Origin of the sequence: Streptomyces sp. CA-243310 (assembly GCF_050936775.1) — a bacterium.
In the GTDB taxonomy this organism is placed as follows: domain Bacteria; phylum Actinomycetota; class Actinomycetes; order Streptomycetales; family Streptomycetaceae; genus Streptomyces.
The window spans coordinates 1,786,509-1,802,166 of the sequence record NZ_JBNJMF010000001.1; the positions used below are offsets into that span (position 1 = coordinate 1,786,509).

Sequence of the window (15,658 nt, forward strand, 5' to 3'; positions counted from 1 at the left end):
CCGCTGCTCCAGCTCACTGTCAATCGCGCTGCTGAGACTCGCACAACTCCGGACCGGCTAGAGATCCTCCATGCTCTGGTCGCGGCCCCCTCCTTCGATCCGATATTTCGTGACGACGTGATGCATGTAGCTCGCGACCACCCTGTCTACGGATGGGACTGTCCGGTGCCTGAGTGCGAGAGAACGCGCAGTCCCTGGCGGGACTTCTGCCACGCGCACCAGGCGGAGTGGTCCGCCGTGATGCGCGAGAGCGGCGACATCACCGAGTTCCTTCGCAAAGCCCAGCCCTTGGTTCCCCGGGGCGGGCGCGTGCTGGAGGGGCCGTGCCATATCTGTCCTCATGCGCCGTCCTACAGCGGGGATGGGCTTTGCTACCTGCACGCAAAGAACCTTGCCAAATGGGCCGCTCGCCAGCGTGGACTGGGTTTGCCGGATGGCTTCGACATCTGGCTGCCGGGGCAGTTGCCCTATCCCGACTTCGGTAAGTGCAAGGTGCCAGCGTGCACACATCCCGGAGCCCACTGGATCGGTCTGTGTCCGCCCCACCTCCACCGCTACGTCGGAGAGGGGAAGCCAGGAGGTGCCGAGAAGCTGAGGGACTGGAACAAACGCCGCCCTGGAGACCCTCCTGCCAAGGTCAGATACACAGACGAGACCGCTTTCCGGCGCTGGTGCACCCAGCAGGAGGCGATCAGTAGGACGGATGGAACTCTGAACCTGCTGGGCCTGCGGCCACTTGTCCGCGCGGAGATTAAGTGGGGGCTCTTCCATCACGCCCAAGGCCCCGCGGAGGGAGCCCACTGGCCCCTGAACGTTGTGCAGAGGCTCGCTATCGAGTGCCGCCGGCAGGACGTCGACTCACTGGCTGACCTCGACATCGAAGTAATCGCGAATCACCTGGGCAGCATCACCCGAGCCATCCTCCGCCATCTGCGGGTGGTCTACTTCACGCGGCAGGACACCAAGGACATTGGCTACATCGAGCTCGACCACTTCGGAGTCCGCTTCGCGGCCGGCGGAAGCTACTTCGACATCTCGACTGTCTCGCAGCGCTGGCTGCGTGACCTGCTCTGGGACTGGCTAGACGTCCGGCTGACGACCGATCCACCCCGCAGCCTGGGCCCACTGGCCGCCACGAGACGCGCATGCACCGAGTTCAGTGCCTACCTTGAAGCCCAAGCTCCTAGCGGGGGCCACGATCCCACAGTGCTGACGCGGGACCACATGGTCAGCTTCGTTGCAGATCAGCGTCATCGGGCCACGCACGGGCTGCAACCCCTCGGCATCCACCATCGGGTGGACCACGGTGCCGCTGGGCCAGTGGACGTCAATCAGGCCCAGGTGTCCCGAATTTTCGACGGAACACGCCGCATCCTGAGGACCGCCATGGACTCGGGGGCTACGGAGAGGATCGGGCTCGACCGCGCGTTCATCGTTGCGTTGCCTCGGGGAGGAGCCAGTCCGTCGGGACGCCGCAGGCCGTTCTCTGATGACGTGGCACGGGCACTGGCGGACGAGGCCAATCTGAGAGTCCTCGACGCTTTGGACGGTGAGGACCGCGGACTGCGCGACATCTGGGAAGCGATCATCGTTACCGGCCGCCGTGCCAGCGAGGTACTCAACCTGCGACTGGAGTGCATCGGCCGCTATCGGAACCTGCCGATCCTCTGGCATGACCAGACCAAGGTCGGGCAACTGGACGAGGGGATTCGCATCTCAGAGCGGATCTGCCAGCGGATCAAGATGCGTCAGGACAAGTCCGTGGCCCGCTTCAGGCAACGGCACGGGCGCCCACCGACCAAGGCTGAGCGCCACGAGATCGCTCTGTTCCCGCGGCGGACTACGAACCGAACCGGCGTCAAGAGCGTGAGTTACGGATGGTTCCAGACCTTGTTCAGCGAGTGGGTGGGCGGCCTCGATGTTGAGTACGCGGTGGCCCATCAGGCGCGTCACACGCTAGCCACGAATTTGATCAAGAACGGGGCTAATCTCACCCACGTCAGGCGCTATCTGGGCCATGTCTCCGATGCAATGGCTGAGCACTACGTCCACCTCGCAAACACCGACCCGAAGCTCGATCAGGCCCTTCAGGCAGTCTGGGTCGGGGGTCCCGGGGCAGCCCAGCCCGGCCTCGTCTTGTCCGACGGCGGTCCCATGAGCCGCGAAGCAGCCGAAGCTCTGGCAATCGATCTCACACGCCGGTCGACTCCTGCCGAGGGCGGATTCTGCACATTCCAGCCTGTCGTCAACGGCGATGCGTGTCCCTGGAACATGGACTGCCACAACTGCCGTGAGTTCGTTCTATCCGGGGCCGACCTCGTCTACTGGCATCGCAAGCGTGAACAGTGGCGAATGCTCGCCGAACGCGCTCCCGATCCGGCCACTGCGGACTTCCTTCACGACACCTTTGAGCCCACTGCCCGCGCGATTGACGGCCTGGAGAAGGCGTTGGAGGCTGTCGGCCTGCTCAAGGAGGCCCTCGCGCTCGACCTCCGCCGGCCCCAGGACTACTTCGGTCGGGTCTGGGCCACCGCCTTCCGGGCCAACGAGCTCGCCCGCCACGCCGAGGCCGCGGACACCGACGATCACCAGGAGCCCTCATGCCGGTGAGACCCGAACAAACCGGGGCAGCCATCGCTGCCCGGCGTCAGCAGACCCGAGACAAGCTTGGGCAGGTTGAGAAGGCCATTGCCCAGTTACGTCGAGAACGCAGTCGGATCACCGTCCGGGCCATCGCCAGCCGGGCGAATGTGTCGTCCACGTTCCTCTACGACAATCCGGCCGCCCGAACTCTGGTTCACAACGCGGTTGCAGTCAGTAAGAGCCGGCACGACCAGGCGTCGGAAGAGACCCACAACCGGATCGAGGCTACGTGGAGAGAACGGGCTCTGAACGCAGAGGCAGAGCTGACTCGCACACAGAAAGAAGTGCATGCTCAGCGACAGCAGATCGGTGAGCTGATGGGACAGATCCGCGACGCTGAGCAGATGGTGTCGGGTGAGTCTGTCCAGGCTCTGACCAGCGAGAACGTCACCCTCAAGCGTCGCGTTCATCAGCTCACTCAGGAGCATCGCAAGCTCCAGGAACGGCTCGAAGGAGCTCGTTCCAACAGTCGCTTTGCTGACCGGCGGATCGCTGACTTGGAGACACAACTGCTGACCAACAGCTCGTTGCGTGGTCATAGCTCAACCCAAGACGAAGCCAAACCCAGCCCGCCAGCCATGGGGCAGTGAGGCAAACACCCAGGTCAGGGGCCCATCGACCTTGCTCGCGGCAGGCATCAATGCCTGTTGCTCACTTCGCTTCAAGTGAGTGCCGGAACGCAGCATCCTGCGAGCCGAGGCTGAAGGTATACGCCCTGGTCAGACGGCTGCCACAGAAGACATTTCCGACAATGGTTGCGTGAAATATCGCCCTGGTCTTAGACTCACCTGCAATGCAATGAGGACAACTGTCCTTGCTGTGTTGAAGCCAAGCAGATTGACGCATGTCTGTCTCACAGATCTGAACGCTGGTCACCCGGGGCAAGGGCAAGTCTCAGCAGTCAGATCGAAAACTGAAAACGAGCACCCTGCAGCGCCCTACCAGAGATCGACGGAGGGCGCTATAGGTGTTCCCTTTTCGTTACAAAGGTTCACGCCTGGCGGACAGCTCTTGATTTCCGCCACCTGATTCCACCTAAGCTCTCCGTGACCGCGACGTGACTGTATTTGCCCTGCCCCGGGTGGCCGGCGCGGTCGTTCGACAGACAGTTCAATCCGGAAGGCTTTAATGTGAAACTCTTCGATATGAGTGGCGCCACCCGCATCCCGCCCGCCTACGTCGGCGGGAGCGTGCTCGTCACCGGTGCCGGGATCATTTCCCTCCAGGAGGCGGCGTCTAACCCGGCCCTCGCGGCGGCCGGGACGATCGTGGTCGTGGGCGCCCTCGGCGTGGCCCACGCGCTGATCCACGGGGCCACGACGGTCCGCCGCATGATCAAGACGCGGGCCACCACCTGGATCCAGGCCGTGGTGAACCCGCAGGACCAGGCCGCCACGGCTCCGTCCGGTTCCGGGGGTGAGGTCATCGAGCTGATCCGGCAGGACCCGGAGGCCATCCCCGAGCCTGGGCGCGACGGCTGACTCGGACGGGTCGGTGGGGCGGGAGTATGGCGCTCGCCCCACCGACCCGACGACCTCCATAGACGGTGCTGCAGCCCGTCCCGGGCATGTCCGTGACGCAAAACCGCAGTTCAGTCCCGACCCTGACATGTGAGCGGTCGGAAAAGGGCACGAGGCGGCCGAGTTCGGGGTCAAGGCGCTCGACGCCCTGCGGCAGCCGCTGGAGGCGGGGCACGTGGTCATCGCCAGGGCCGCCGGAGTGGTAAGGCTGCCGGCCCGGTTCCTGATGGTGCTCGCGGCCAACCCGTGCCCCTGCGGCCGACACACCGTGCGCGGGGGAGGCTGCGAATGCCCGTCCTCGGTGATCCGGCGTTACCAGGCCAGGCTTTCCGGACCGTTGCTCGACCGGGTGGACCTGCGGGTCGAGGTGGAGCCCGTCAGCCGCCGCGACCTCCTGGGCGCGGCGGGCCGGGGCGAGTCCAGCGCGGTGGTCGCAGCCCGGGTCGGTGAGGCCCGGGACCGCGCCGCCACCCGGCTCGCGGAGACCCCGTGGCGGCTCAACTCCGAGGTCCCCGGCCACCAGCTCCGCACCCGCTGGCAGCCGGCGCCGGGCGCGCTGGTCCAGGCCGAGCAGGACCTGGAACGCGGCCTGTTGACGGCGCGGGGGCTGGACCGGGTGCTCCGGGTCGCCTGGACCGTCGCCGACCTGCGGGGTCGGGACCGCCCCGAGGCGTCGGACGTGGCCGTCGCGCTGGAACTGCGTACCGGAATCGCCCGCGGGGCCACGCGGACTGCGGGGGTCGCGTCATGACCGGGGAGGAGGAAACCGAGGCGGAGATGCCGGCGCGGGCCGCCCTGACCCGGGTGCTGGAACCGGGGGACGCGCACGGCGGGCGCATGCTCCGGGAGCTCGGCGCCGCGGAACTCATGCGGCGGCTGACCGACCCCGAGCCGGGAACCTGGGCGCCGCCCGGGGTGGGGCCCGAGCGACTCGCCGGGTACCGCAGACGGGCCGCCCTGGCCGACCCCCTGCGGGACCTGGAGACCGCCGTAGGGGCGGGCGTGCGGTTCGTCTGCCCGGGGTCGGCGCAGTGGCCGACCCAACTGGACGACCTCGGCGACGCACGGCCCGTGGGGCTCTGGCTCCGGGGCGGGCCGGACCTGCGGACCTGGGCGCTGCGCTCCGTCGCCGTGGTCGGGGCCCGCGCGTGCACCCCGTACGGGGCCCACATGGCGCAGACCCTGGCGGCAGGGCTCGCCGAGCGCGGCTGGGTCGTCGTCTCCGGAGCCGCGTACGGCATCGACGGCGCGGCCCATCGCGGCGCCCTCGCCTCGGGCGGGGCCACGGCCGCGGTGCTGGCCTGCGGGGTGGACGTGGCGTACCCGAAGGGGCACGCCGGGCTCCTCGGCCGGATCGCCGGCCAGGGGCTGATCCTGGGCGAGCTGCCGCCCGGCAGTCATCCCACCCCGAGCAGGTTCGTGTTGCGCAACCGGGTCGTCGCCGCCCTCACACGGGGCACGGTCGTCATCGAGGCGGCCCACCGCAGCGGCTCACTGGTCACGGCCCGACGGGCCCAGGCGCTCGGCCGGTTCACCATGGGCACCCCCGGCCCGGCCACCAGCGGACTCTCCGCCGGCGTGCACGAACTCCTGCGCGGCGAGGCGGTGCTCGTCACCGACGCCGCGGAGGTGATCGAGCTGGTCGGCGGCATGGGGGAGCTGGCTCCCGAGCGGCGCGGACCCGTGCTCGCCCGGGACCTGTTGGACCCGGGCGCGGCGCGGGTGCTCGAAGCCCTGCCGGCGGACCGGCCCGTGCCGCCGGAGGAGGTCGCCGTCGCCGCGGGCGCCGGTACCGATGAAGTCATCGGCAGACTGTACGAACTTCACTCTCTGGGGTTCGTCGAACGGCAGGGCGACGGCTGGCAGTTGACCATGCGGGGGTCGAGAGGAGGCGCACAAACCGACACCACCCGGCGAGGCGGTCATTGACCTGGGGCGTTCCGGTGAAAGAGTGAAGCCGATGAGAGACGCGGTGTTCCGGTTGGCAGTCGCCGGGACCGTGCGCGAGGCGCCGGTCCGGAGCCGCCCGTGCCGGTCGGGGCGCCCCGACGGCCGCGCGGGATCCCGTACTCTTCGCGCACCGCGACACTTCCGTCACGCTACGCTCCCAACGAATCCGGCTCCGGCAAAGGCGAAGCATGCCCCAGCACACCTCAGGGTCTGACCGCGCTGCGGCGCCCCCCGCTGCCCGCGGCAGCGTGCGGTCCACCGCGCCCTCGTCCCTGGAGGTGCTGTGGCGCTCGTACAAGGACTCCGGTGACGAGCGACTGCGGGAGCAGTTGATCCTGCACTACTCGCCGCTGGTCAAGTACGTCGCGGGCCGGGTCAGCGTCGGCCTGCCGCCCAATGTGGAACAGGCCGACTTCGTCTCCTCGGGAGTCTTCGGGCTGATCGACGCCATCGAGAAGTTCGACATCGAACGGTCCATCAAGTTCGAGACGTACGCCATCACCCGCATCCGCGGCGCGATGATCGACGAACTCCGGGCCCTCGACTGGATCCCGCGTTCCGTCCGGCAGAAGGCGCGGGCCGTCGAGCGGGCCTACGCCACGCTGGAGGCCCAACTGCGGCGCACCCCGACCGAACACGAGGTCGCGGGAGAGATGGGCATCGCGGTCGAGGAACTCCACACCGTATTCAGCCAGTTGTCCCTCGCCAACGTGGTCGCCCTGGAGGAACTCCTGCACGTGGGCGGGGAGGGCGGCGACCGACTCTCCCTGATGGACACCTTGGAGGACCACGCCGCGGACAACCCGGTCGCCGTCGCAGAGGACCGCGAACTGCGCAGGCTGCTTGCCAGGGCCATCAACACCCTCCCGGACCGGGAGAAGACCGTCGTGACCCTCTACTACTACGAGGGCCTCACGCTCGCGGAGATCGGCAACGTGCTGGGCGTCACCGAGAGTCGGGTCAGTCAAATCCACACCAAGTCGGTTCTCCAGCTTCGGGCGAAGCTGGCGGATGTGGGGCGCTGACGGGGCCGGCCCTTGCGGGACGTCCGTAGAGTGGTCGTGTGCCCAGGATTCGAGCGGCCTCCGTGGCCGAGCACCGGTCGATGCAGCGCGGCGCCCTGTTGGACGCCGCGCGTTCCCTGCTGTCCGAAGGCGGTACGGAGGCGCTGACCTTCCCCGCCCTGGCGGAGCGGACCGGCCTCGCCCGGTCGTCCGTCTACGAGTACTTCCGGTCGCGCGCGGCCGTCGTCGAAGAGTTGTGCGCGGTGGACTTCCCCGTCTGGGCCGCCGAGATCGAGGCGGCCATGGCCGCCGCCGAGTCCCCGGAAGCCAAGATCGAGGCCTACGTCCGCAGCCAACTGGGGCTCGTGGGCGACCGGCGCCACCGCGCGGTCGTCGCCATCTCGGCCAGTGAGCTGGACGCCGGCGCGCGCGAGAAGATCCGCGCCGCCCACGGCGGGCTGGTCGCGATGATCGTCGAGGCGCTCGCGGGCCTCGGGCACGCCGAACCCCGCCTCGCGGCGATGCTGCTCCAGGGCGTCGTGGACGCGGCCGTCCGGCGGATCGAGCTGGGCGCCGCGGAGGACCCGGTCGTGGTCACGGACGCCGCCGTCGCCATGGCGCTGCGGGGCGTCCGGGGCTGAGACCCTCGGGGTGCATGACCCCCGGTCACGGCCTGCGCGTCACGGCCCACCGGGATCGGGAAGCAGCCGGGGGGTCGGCCGGGGGAGCAGCCCCAGCGGGTTGAGGTAGGTCTCGCCGGCCAGGAGACCCCAGTGCAGGCAGGGAAGCGGACAGTGGGCGCCCTCGGTGAGGACCCCCACCACCTGCCCCGCCACGACCTCCTCCCCCTCGGCGACGAGCGGTCGGACCGGCTCGTACGTCGTGCGCAGCCCGCCCGGGAGGGTGAGCGAGAGGACCCCTCGTCCCGCCACCGGCCCGGCGTGGTGGACCCGGCCGGTACCCGAGGCCCTGATCTCCGCGCCCACCGGCGCCGCCAGGTCCACGCCCCGGTGTCCGGCGGCGTACGGGGTCGGCGGTGGGTCCCACCACCGGGCCACGACCAGCGGGGGCGGCAGCGGGCGCACTCCCGGGGTGATGACCTGGGACAACGTGAGCAGCAGTGTGAACAGCAGTGTCGTCATGCGGGCCAGCGTGCCGGGCGGCCGTCGGACCTTGCCGGGGCCTGTGGACGGCCGGGTCGGTGTGGACAAACGCGTCACCCGGCATACCGCCGGGTCCCGTACACTTCTTGTGGCGATCCGGGTCACCGGGTCGACTTCGCACGCCCCAGCACCGGCCGGTCAGGCCACGTGAAAGCGTCTCTCGGTCCCCTCTCAGGGGGCAGGGCGCGGCGGGGCGTCAGGAACCAAACCGAGAAAACAAGGAGATGGCCATGGCCGTCGTAACGATGCGGGAGCTGCTGGAAAGCGGCGTCCACTTCGGTCACCAGACCCGCCGCTGGAACCCGAAGATGAAGCGCTTCATCTTCACGGAGCGCAACGGCATCTACATCATCGACCTGCTCCAGTCGCTGTCGTACATCGACCGCGCCTACGAGTTCGTGAAGGAGACCGTCGCGCACGGTGGCTCCATCATGTTCGTCGGTACCAAGAAGCAGGCTCAGGAAGCCATCGCCGAGCAGGCGACGCGCGTGGGCATGCCGTACGTCAACCAGCGGTGGCTGGGTGGCATGCTCACCAACTTCTCGACCGTCTACAAGCGCCTTCAGCGTCTGAAGGAGCTTGAGGCGATCGACTTCGAGGACGTCGCAGCCTCGGGTCTCACCAAGAAGGAGCTCCTGGTCCTCTCTCGCGAGAAGATCAAGCTGGAGAAGACCCTCGGTGGTATCCGCGAGATGTCGAAGGTTCCCAGCGCCGTCTGGATCGTCGACACCAAGAAGGAGCACATCGCCGTCGGTGAGGCGCGCAAGCTCCACATCCCGGTCGTCGCGATCCTCGACACCAACTGCGACCCCGACGAGGTCGACTACAAGATCCCGGGCAACGACGACGCGATCCGCTCCGTCACCCTGCTCACCCGCGTGATCGCCGACGCCGTCGCCGAGGGCCTCATCGCCCGTTCCGGCGCCGCGACCGGCGACTCGAAGCCGGGCGAGAAGGCCGCCGCCGAGCCGCTCGCCGAGTGGGAGCGCGACCTCCTCGAGGGCGAGAAGAAGGCTGACGACGCCGAGGCCGCTCCGGCCGAGGCCGCTGCCGAGGCCCCCGCCGCCGAGGCCGTCGAGGCTCCGGCCGCCGAGGCCCCGGCCGCGGACGCCGAGGCTGTCGAGGCTCCGGCCGCCGACGCTCCGGCCGCCGACGCCGAGCAGGCCTGACCCACTGAGAGCGCCCGGCGTTCACGCGCCGGGCACTCCCAGCACGGACGATGACGGCGGGGGAGCCGCGCCACAAGCGCGACTCCTCCGCCGTTCACCCGTAGATCTACGACTTCGAGAGAGAATCACAGACTCATGGCGAACTACACCGCCGCTGACGTCAAGAAGCTCCGCGAGCTCACCGGCGTCGGCATGATGGACTGCAAGAACGCACTGGTCGAGTCCGACGGCGACGTCGACAAGGCCATCGAGGCGCTCCGCATCAAGGGTCAGAAGGGCGTCGCCAAGCGCGAGGGCCGTTCTGCCGAGAACGGTGCCGTCGCCTCCCTGATCGCCGACGACAACACCTCCGGTGTCCTCGTCGAGCTGAAGTGCGAGACGGACTTCGTCGCCAAGGGCGACAAGTTCCAGGCCGTCACCAACGAGCTGGCCGCCCACATCGCCGCGACGTCCCCGGCCGACCTCGAGGCGCTGCTCGCGTCCGAGATCGCTCCCGGCAAGACCGTCCAGGCGTTCGTGGACGAGGCCAACGCCAACCTCGGCGAGAAGATCGTCCTGGACCGCTTCGCGCAGTTCACCGGCGGTTACGTCTCGGCGTACATGCACCGCACGATGCCCGACCTGCCGTTCCAGATCGGCGTCCTGGTCGAGCTCGACAAGGAGAACGCCGAGGTCGCTCGCGGCGTCGCGCAGCACATCGCCGCGTTCGCCCCGCAGTACCTCGCCAAGGAAGACGTGCCGGCCGAGAAGGTCGAGTCCGAGCGTCGCGTCGCCGAGGAGATCACCCGCGCGGAGGGCAAGCCCGAGGCTGCCATCGCCAAGATCGTCGAGGGTCGCGTCAACGGTTTCTTCAAGGAAGCCACCCTGCTCGGCCAGCCGTACGCGCTGGACAACAAGAAGTCCGTCCAGAAGGTTCTGGACGAGGCCGGTGTCACCCTGGTGCGCTTCAGCCGCATCAAGGTCGGCATCTGAGTCCGTCCGTACGCGACGGACACCGGACCCCGGTAGGGTCTGAAGCAGTCGTCCACGCTTGCGCAGGACGACCGCAGATCTGACGAGGAGGCCATTGCCGTAGAGGGAACCGCGAGGACCCACCGGCAATGGCCTTCTTCGTATGTGCACGAGGAGATCTCCATGAATCAGGGCGTGGACACCCACACCGCTTCCGACGACAAGAGCGACCACGAGAAGAAGGGCCGGCGCTTCATGCTGAAGCTGTCGGGTGAGGCCTTCTCCGGCGGCGGCGGACTGGGCGTCGACCCTGACGTCGTGCACGCCATCGCCCGCGAGATCGCGGCCGTTGTCCGAGACGGCGCGGAGATCGCGATCGTCATCGGCGGCGGCAACTTCTTCCGCGGCGCCGAGCTGCAGCAGCGCGGCATGGACCGTGCGCGGTCCGACTACATGGGCATGCTCGGCACCGTCATGAACTGCCTCGCCCTCCAGGACTTCCTGGAGAAGGAAGGCATCGACAGCCGCGTCCAGACCGCCATCACCATGGGCCAGGTCGCGGAGCCGTACATCCCGCTGCGTGCCGTGAGGCACCTGGAGAAGGGGCGCGTCGTCATCTTCGGCGCCGGCATGGGCATGCCGTACTTCTCCACCGACACCACGGCGGCCCAGCGCGCCCTGGAGATCGACGCCGAAGCCCTGCTCATGGGCAAGAACGGTGTGGACGGGGTCTACGACTCCGACCCGAAGGCCAATCCGGACGCGGTGAAGTTCGACGCGCTGGAGTACAGCGAGGTGCTGTCCCGGGACCTCAAGGTCGCCGACGCCACGGCCATCACGCTCTGCCGCGACAACAAGCTGCCGATCCTGGTCTTCGAACTGCTCGCCGAGGGCAATATCGCCCGCGCCGTCAAGGGTGAGAAGATCGGCACGCTCGTGAGCGACCAGGGCACCCGGGCCTGACCTCCGCATCGCCGGTCCACGCACGCCGCGGACCGGCCCGCCCCGCCCGCCTGAACCATCCATTCAACATGCAGGAGCACGTGGTGATCGAAGAAATCCTCCTCGAGGCCGAGGAGAAGATGGAGAAGGCCGTCGTCGTCGCCAAGGAAGACTTCGCCGCGATTCGCACGGGACGTGCGCACCCGGCGATGTTCAACAAGATCGTGGCGGAGTACTACGGCGCCATCACGCCCATCAACCAGCTCGCCTCCTTCGCCGTGCCCGAGCCGCGCATGGCGGTCGTGACGCCCTTCGACGCGTCCGCGCTGCGCAACATCGAGCAGGCCATCCGCGACTCGGACCTCGGGGTCAACCCGAGCAACGACGGCCGCATCATCCGGGTGACCTTCCCCGAGCTGACGCAGGAGCGCCGCAAGGAGTACGTCAAGGTCGCGCGCACCAAGGCCGAGGACTCCAAGGTCTCCATCCGCGCCGTCCGCCGCAAGGCGAAGGACGCCCTCGACAAGCTCGTCAAGGACAAGGAAGCCGGCGAGGACGAGGTGCGCCGCGCCGAGAAGGAGCTCGACGACACCACCGCGAAGTACGTCGCGCAGGTGGACGAGCTGCTGAAGCACAAGGAAGCCGAGCTCCTCGAAGTCTGATGAACGACTCTTCCTGGCAGCCGGAGCCGGTTCCGGCGGGTCCCGCATACGATGCGCAGGCGGGCCCGCAGACTCGGCCCATGCCCATCGTGCCCGATGCCGCCGGCCGTGACTTCGACGACCGGGAAGCACGCGATCGGGGGGCCGCCGCCGCAGGCGGCCCCCTCTTCCGCGACGAGACGCCGCCGCAGGAGCCCATGCCCAGCCCCCCACCTCCGCCCTCGCAGGCACCGCAGGACCCCTCGCCCCCACCGCCGAAGAAGCGTGCGGGGCGTGATCTGCGTGCCGCCATAGGGGTCGGCGTCGGCCTCGGTGCGGTGATCTTCGCCTCCCTCTTCATCGTCAAGGCGGTCTTCGTCGGCGTCGTCGTCGTCGCGGTCGTCGTGGGGCTGTGGGAGCTCACCTCCCGGCTCCAGGAGAAGAAGGGCATCAAGGCGCCGCTGGTCCCGCTCGCGGTCGGTGGCGCCGCCATGATCATCGCCGGATACGTCCGGGGGGCCGAGGGAGCCTGGGTCGCCATGGCCCTGACCGCGCTCGCGGTCCTGGTCTGGCGGATGACCGAACCGCCCGAGGACTACCTCAAGGACGTCACGGCGGGCGTCTTCGCCGCGTTCTACGTCCCCTTCCTGGCGACTTTCGTCACGATGCTGCTCGCCGCCGACGACGGTCCGCAGCGGGTGGCGACGTTCCTGGTCCTGACCGTGGTCAGTGACACCGGGGCCTACGCGGTGGGCTGGCGCTTCGGCAAGACCAAGCTGGCGCCGCGCATCAGCCCCGGGAAGACCCGCGAGGGGCTCTTCGGGGCGGTGGCCTTCGCGATGGCGGCCGGCGCGCTGTGCATGGAGTTCCTGGTCGACGGCGGGATCTGGTGGCAGGGCCTGCTGCTGGGGCTGGCCGTGGCGGTCAGTGCCACGCTGGGCGACCTCGGCGAGTCGATGATCAAGCGGGACCTGGGCATCAAGGACATGGGGACCCTGCTCCCGGGACACGGCGGGATCATGGACCGGCTCGACTCCCTGCTGCCGACCGCTCCGGTGGTGTGGCTGCTGCTGGCCGCTTTCGTCGGCACCGGCTGACACCGGCCTCCGGTTACTCTTGAAAGGCGTGCTGCTTCTGCGGCGCGCCTTTCGTCTTACGAGGAGTACCTGCCATGGCCCGCCCTGTTCCGGGAGAGCTCACTTTCGTCGCCCCTCGCGGGGTGAAGAAGCCGCCCCGGCACCTCGCCGACATGACCCCGGCCGAGCGCCGCGAGGCGGTCGCCGCGATCGGTGAGAAGCCGTTCCGGGCCAAGCAGCTCTCCCAGCACTACTTCGCGCGGTACACGCACGACCCGGCGGAGTGGACGGACATCCCGGCCGCCTCGCGGGAGAAGCTCCGCCAGGAGCTGCTGCCGGACCTGATGAACGTCCTGCGGCACATCTCGTGCGACGACGACACCACGCGCAAGACCCTGTGGAAGCTGCACGACGGCACGCTCGTCGAGTCCGTGCTGATGCGCTACCCGGACCGGGTCACCATGTGCATCTCCTCGCAGGCGGGCTGCGGGATGAACTGCCCGTTCTGCGCCACCGGCCAGGCGGGTCTGGACCGCAACCTGTCCACGGCCGAGATCGTGCACCAGATCGTGGACGGCATGCGCGCGCTGCGCGACGGCGAGGTCCCCGGCGGGCCGGCCCGGCTGTCCAACATCGTCTTCATGGGCATGGGCGAGCCGCTGGCCAACTACAACCGGGTCGTCGGCGCCATCCGCCGGCTGACGGACCCGGAGCCCGACGGTCTGGGGCTGTCCCAGCGCGGCATCACCGTCTCCACGGTCGGCCTGGTCCCGGCCATGCTGCGGTTCGCCGACGAGGGCTTCAAGTGCCGTCTCGCCGTGTCGCTGCACGCTCCCGACGACGAGCTGCGCGACACCCTCGTCCCCGTGAACACCCGCTGGAACGTGCGCGAGGTGCTGGGCGCGGCCTGGGAGTACGCGGAGAAGTCCGGCCGTCGCATCTCCATCGAGTACGCCCTGATCCGCGACATCAACGACCAGGCCTGGCGTGGTGACCTCCTCGGCAAGCTCCTCAAGGGCAAGCGCGTGCACGTCAACCTGATCCCGCTGAACCCGACCCCCGGCTCGAAGTGGACGGCCTCGCGTCCCGAGGACGAGAAGGCCTTCGTCGAGGCCATCGCCCGCCACGGGGTGCCGGTGACCGTCCGTGACACCCGCGGTCAGGAGATCGACGGCGCGTGCGGCCAGCTGGCCGCCTCGGAGCGCTAGGTTCCGTTTCCGGTCGGTCACATTCGGCCACGGGGTACTCTGTGGCCGAACAAATTTCATATTCCGACAGGGGAGCGCCACAGCGCTGAGAGTGCGGTAACCGTCACCGCAGACCCTCTGAACCTCGCCCCGGTCATTCGGGGTAGGAAGTTCGGTCACCACTCAAGCTGTTGCGCCCTGCCCGGCGTCCGCTCCACAGAGCGCCGGGCAGGGCCGCGTCTTCTCCTGGACATCCCAGGAGGAATTCACCAGTGAGCACCACCAGGAAGTACGCGGGCCTCGCGCTCGTGGCCGCGCTCGGCGTCGGCACCCTCAGCGCCTGCGGCGACGGCGGGACCAAGGACAAGCCGTCGGCGGGCGCGAGCGACGCCCCGAAGTCCAAGACGGTCACGCTCGTCTCCCACGACTCCTTCAACGTCAGCGACGCGGTCCTCAAGGAGTTCGAGCAGCAGAGCGGCTACACGGTCAAGAAGCTGAAGTCCGGGGACGCCGGCGCCGCCCTGAACCAGGAGATCCTCACGAAGGGCTCCCCGCGCGGCGACGTCTTCTTCGGCGTGGACAACACCCTGCTGTCGCGCGCCCTCGACAACGGCATCTTCACCCCGTACGAAGCCAAGGGCCTGGCCGAGGTCAAGCCCGAGTTCGTACTCGACAAGGAGCACCGGGTCACCCCGATCGACTCCGGTGACATCTGCGTCAACTACGACAAGAAGTACTTCGCCGACAAGAAGATCGCCCCGCCGCAGACGCTGGACGACCTGATCAAGCCGGAGTACAAGGACCTGCTGGTCACCGAGAACGCCGCGACCTCCTCCCCGGGCCTCGGATTCCTGCTCGCCTCCGTCGGCAAGTACGGCGAGGACGGCTGGAAGGACTACTGGACCAAGCTGAAGGCCAACGGCGTCGAGGTCGTCGACGGCTGGGAGCAGGCCTACAACGAGCGGTTCTCCGGCTCCGCCGGTGGCAAGAAGGCCAAGGGCGACCGCCCGCTGGTCGTCTCGTACGCCTCCAGCCCGCCGGTCGAGGTGCTGTACGGCGAGCCGAAGCCGACCGAGGCCCCGACCGGTGTCTCCACCGGCACCTGCTTCCGCCAGATCGAGTTCGCGGGCCTGCTGAAGGGTGCGAAGAACGAGGAGGGGGGCAAGGCCCTCCTCGACTTCCTGATCAGCAAGAAGTTCCAGGAAGACATGCCCCTGAACATGTTCGTGAACCCGGTCGTCAAGAACGCGGCGCTGCCGGAGGTCTTCACGAAGCACGGTGTGGTGATCGAGAAGCCGGAGAACGTCGCGCCGGAGACCATCGCCAAGAACCGTGAGCAGTGGGTCAAGGCATGGTCCTCGCTCGTCGTGAAGTAGGACGGGTGAGCCCGAAGGAGGGGACGCGGGCCACGC

The 15,658-nt window shown here is 68.6% G+C and carries 14 protein-coding genes and 1 pseudogene; 14 read left to right on the forward strand and 1 reads right to left on the reverse strand.

Translation table 11 applies throughout. The annotated features are described in order from the left end of the window. Nucleotides 1-240: 240 nt before the first annotated feature. The 7 genes and pseudogenes from ACQEVM_RS08420 to ACQEVM_RS08450 all read left to right on the forward strand — a co-directional run bounded on the left by ACQEVM_RS08420 (nt 241) and on the right by ACQEVM_RS08450 (nt 7,758). The gene (locus ACQEVM_RS08420; protein WP_433079884.1) at nt 241-2,610 is read left to right on the forward strand and encodes a tyrosine-type recombinase/integrase; all 2,370 of its coding nucleotides are present in this window, start codon (nt 241-243) and stop codon (nt 2,608-2,610) included. Continuing rightward, the gene (locus ACQEVM_RS08425; RefSeq protein WP_433076510.1) at nt 2,601-3,233 is read left to right on the forward strand and encodes a DUF6262 family protein; all 633 of its coding nucleotides are present in this window, start codon (nt 2,601-2,603) and stop codon (nt 3,231-3,233) included. The genes ACQEVM_RS08420 and ACQEVM_RS08425 overlap by 10 nt, the downstream gene beginning before the upstream one ends. Nucleotides 3,234-3,788: 555 nt before the next feature. Beyond that, nucleotides 3,789-4,124 (forward strand): hypothetical protein, encoded by a 336-nt coding sequence (locus tag ACQEVM_RS08430; protein WP_433076512.1) that lies wholly within the window; start codon nt 3,789-3,791, stop codon nt 4,122-4,124. 151 nt (nt 4,125-4,275) lie between these two features. Further along, nucleotides 4,276-4,914, forward strand: a pseudogene (locus ACQEVM_RS08435) (ATP-binding protein); the annotation flags it as partial. After that, nucleotides 4,911-6,092 carry a DNA-processing protein DprA gene (gene dprA, locus ACQEVM_RS08440; RefSeq protein ID WP_433076514.1) on the forward strand — a complete coding sequence of 394 codons (1,182 nt, stop codon included), beginning with the start codon at nt 4,911-4,913 and terminating at the stop codon, nt 6,090-6,092. The pseudogene ACQEVM_RS08435 and the gene dprA, both read left to right, overlap by 4 nt. Nucleotides 6,093-6,301: 209 nt before the next feature. Beyond that, complete coding sequence (whiG, locus tag ACQEVM_RS08445) at nt 6,302-7,138, forward strand: RNA polymerase sigma factor WhiG (protein WP_433076516.1); 837 nt, start codon at nt 6,302-6,304, stop codon at nt 7,136-7,138. Between the two features lie 62 nt (nt 7,139-7,200). Then, complete coding sequence (locus ACQEVM_RS08450; RefSeq protein WP_433079886.1) at nt 7,201-7,758, forward strand: TetR/AcrR family transcriptional regulator; 558 nt, start codon at nt 7,201-7,203, stop codon at nt 7,756-7,758. Nucleotides 7,759-7,797: 39 nt separating this feature from the next. On the opposite strand, the gene ACQEVM_RS08455 is transcribed toward ACQEVM_RS08450, so the two are convergent. Next, the gene (locus ACQEVM_RS08455; RefSeq protein WP_433076518.1) at nt 7,798-8,259 is read right to left on the reverse strand and encodes a M23 family metallopeptidase; all 462 of its coding nucleotides are present in this window, start codon (nt 8,257-8,259) and stop codon (nt 7,798-7,800) included. Between the two features lie 251 nt (nt 8,260-8,510). Between ACQEVM_RS08455 and rpsB the strand changes: the two genes are divergently transcribed. From rpsB to ACQEVM_RS08490, 7 genes are all read left to right on the forward strand, one after another. After that, nucleotides 8,511-9,449, forward strand: coding sequence for a 30S ribosomal protein S2 (gene rpsB / locus ACQEVM_RS08460; protein WP_433076520.1), 939 nt, complete (start codon nt 8,511-8,513; stop codon nt 9,447-9,449). A gap of 135 nt (nt 9,450-9,584) precedes the next feature. Continuing rightward, nucleotides 9,585-10,421: a translation elongation factor Ts gene (gene tsf, locus ACQEVM_RS08465; RefSeq protein ID WP_053675167.1), complete on the forward strand. Its 837-nt coding sequence runs from the start codon at nt 9,585-9,587 to the stop codon at nt 10,419-10,421. Nucleotides 10,422-10,583: 162 nt separating this feature from the next. Beyond that, nucleotides 10,584-11,363 (forward strand): UMP kinase, encoded by a 780-nt coding sequence (pyrH, locus tag ACQEVM_RS08470; protein WP_053675272.1) that lies wholly within the window; start codon nt 10,584-10,586, stop codon nt 11,361-11,363. Between the two features lie 83 nt (nt 11,364-11,446). Then, the gene (gene frr, locus ACQEVM_RS08475) at nt 11,447-12,004 is read left to right on the forward strand and encodes a ribosome recycling factor (protein WP_053675274.1); all 558 of its coding nucleotides are present in this window, start codon (nt 11,447-11,449) and stop codon (nt 12,002-12,004) included. Further along, nucleotides 12,004-13,080, forward strand: a complete 1,077-nt coding sequence (locus ACQEVM_RS08480) for a phosphatidate cytidylyltransferase (RefSeq protein WP_433076523.1) — start codon at nt 12,004-12,006, stop codon at nt 13,078-13,080. Before frr ends, ACQEVM_RS08480 begins: the two co-directional genes overlap by 1 nt. A gap of 74 nt (nt 13,081-13,154) precedes the next feature. Beyond that, nucleotides 13,155-14,267, forward strand: coding sequence for a 23S rRNA (adenine(2503)-C(2))-methyltransferase RlmN (rlmN, locus tag ACQEVM_RS08485; RefSeq protein WP_433076525.1), 1,113 nt, complete (start codon nt 13,155-13,157; stop codon nt 14,265-14,267). A 251-nt stretch (nt 14,268-14,518) separates the two neighbouring features. After that, on the forward strand, nt 14,519-15,622 hold the full coding sequence (locus tag ACQEVM_RS08490) for a thiamine ABC transporter substrate-binding protein (RefSeq protein ID WP_433076527.1): 1,104 nt from the start codon (nt 14,519-14,521) through the stop codon (nt 15,620-15,622). Nucleotides 15,623-15,658: the final 36 nt, after the last annotated feature.

Bases quoted from the DNA above. Each gene is read 5' to 3' on its own strand.
- ACQEVM_RS08420 (WP_433079884.1), top strand. From the start codon at position 241: ATGCGCGAGAGCGGCGACATCACCGAGTTCCTTCGCAAAGCCCAGCCC.
- ACQEVM_RS08425 (WP_433076510.1), top strand. From the start codon at position 2,601: ATGCCGGTGAGACCCGAACAAACCGGGGCAGCCATCGCTGCCCGGCGT.
- ACQEVM_RS08430 (WP_433076512.1), top strand. From the start codon at position 3,789: ATGAGTGGCGCCACCCGCATCCCGCCCGCCTACGTCGGCGGGAGCGTG.
- dprA (WP_433076514.1), top strand. From the start codon at position 4,911: ATGACCGGGGAGGAGGAAACCGAGGCGGAGATGCCGGCGCGGGCCGCC.
- whiG (WP_433076516.1), top strand. From the start codon at position 6,302: ATGCCCCAGCACACCTCAGGGTCTGACCGCGCTGCGGCGCCCCCCGCT.
- ACQEVM_RS08455 (WP_433076518.1), bottom strand. From the start codon at position 8,259: ATGACGACACTGCTGTTCACACTGCTGCTCACGTTGTCCCAGGTCATC.
- rpsB (WP_433076520.1), top strand. From the start codon at position 8,511: ATGGCCGTCGTAACGATGCGGGAGCTGCTGGAAAGCGGCGTCCACTTC.
- tsf (WP_053675167.1), top strand. From the start codon at position 9,585: ATGGCGAACTACACCGCCGCTGACGTCAAGAAGCTCCGCGAGCTCACC.
- pyrH (WP_053675272.1), top strand. From the start codon at position 10,584: ATGAATCAGGGCGTGGACACCCACACCGCTTCCGACGACAAGAGCGAC.
- ACQEVM_RS08480 (WP_433076523.1), top strand. From the start codon at position 12,004: ATGAACGACTCTTCCTGGCAGCCGGAGCCGGTTCCGGCGGGTCCCGCA.
- rlmN (WP_433076525.1), top strand. From the start codon at position 13,155: ATGGCCCGCCCTGTTCCGGGAGAGCTCACTTTCGTCGCCCCTCGCGGG.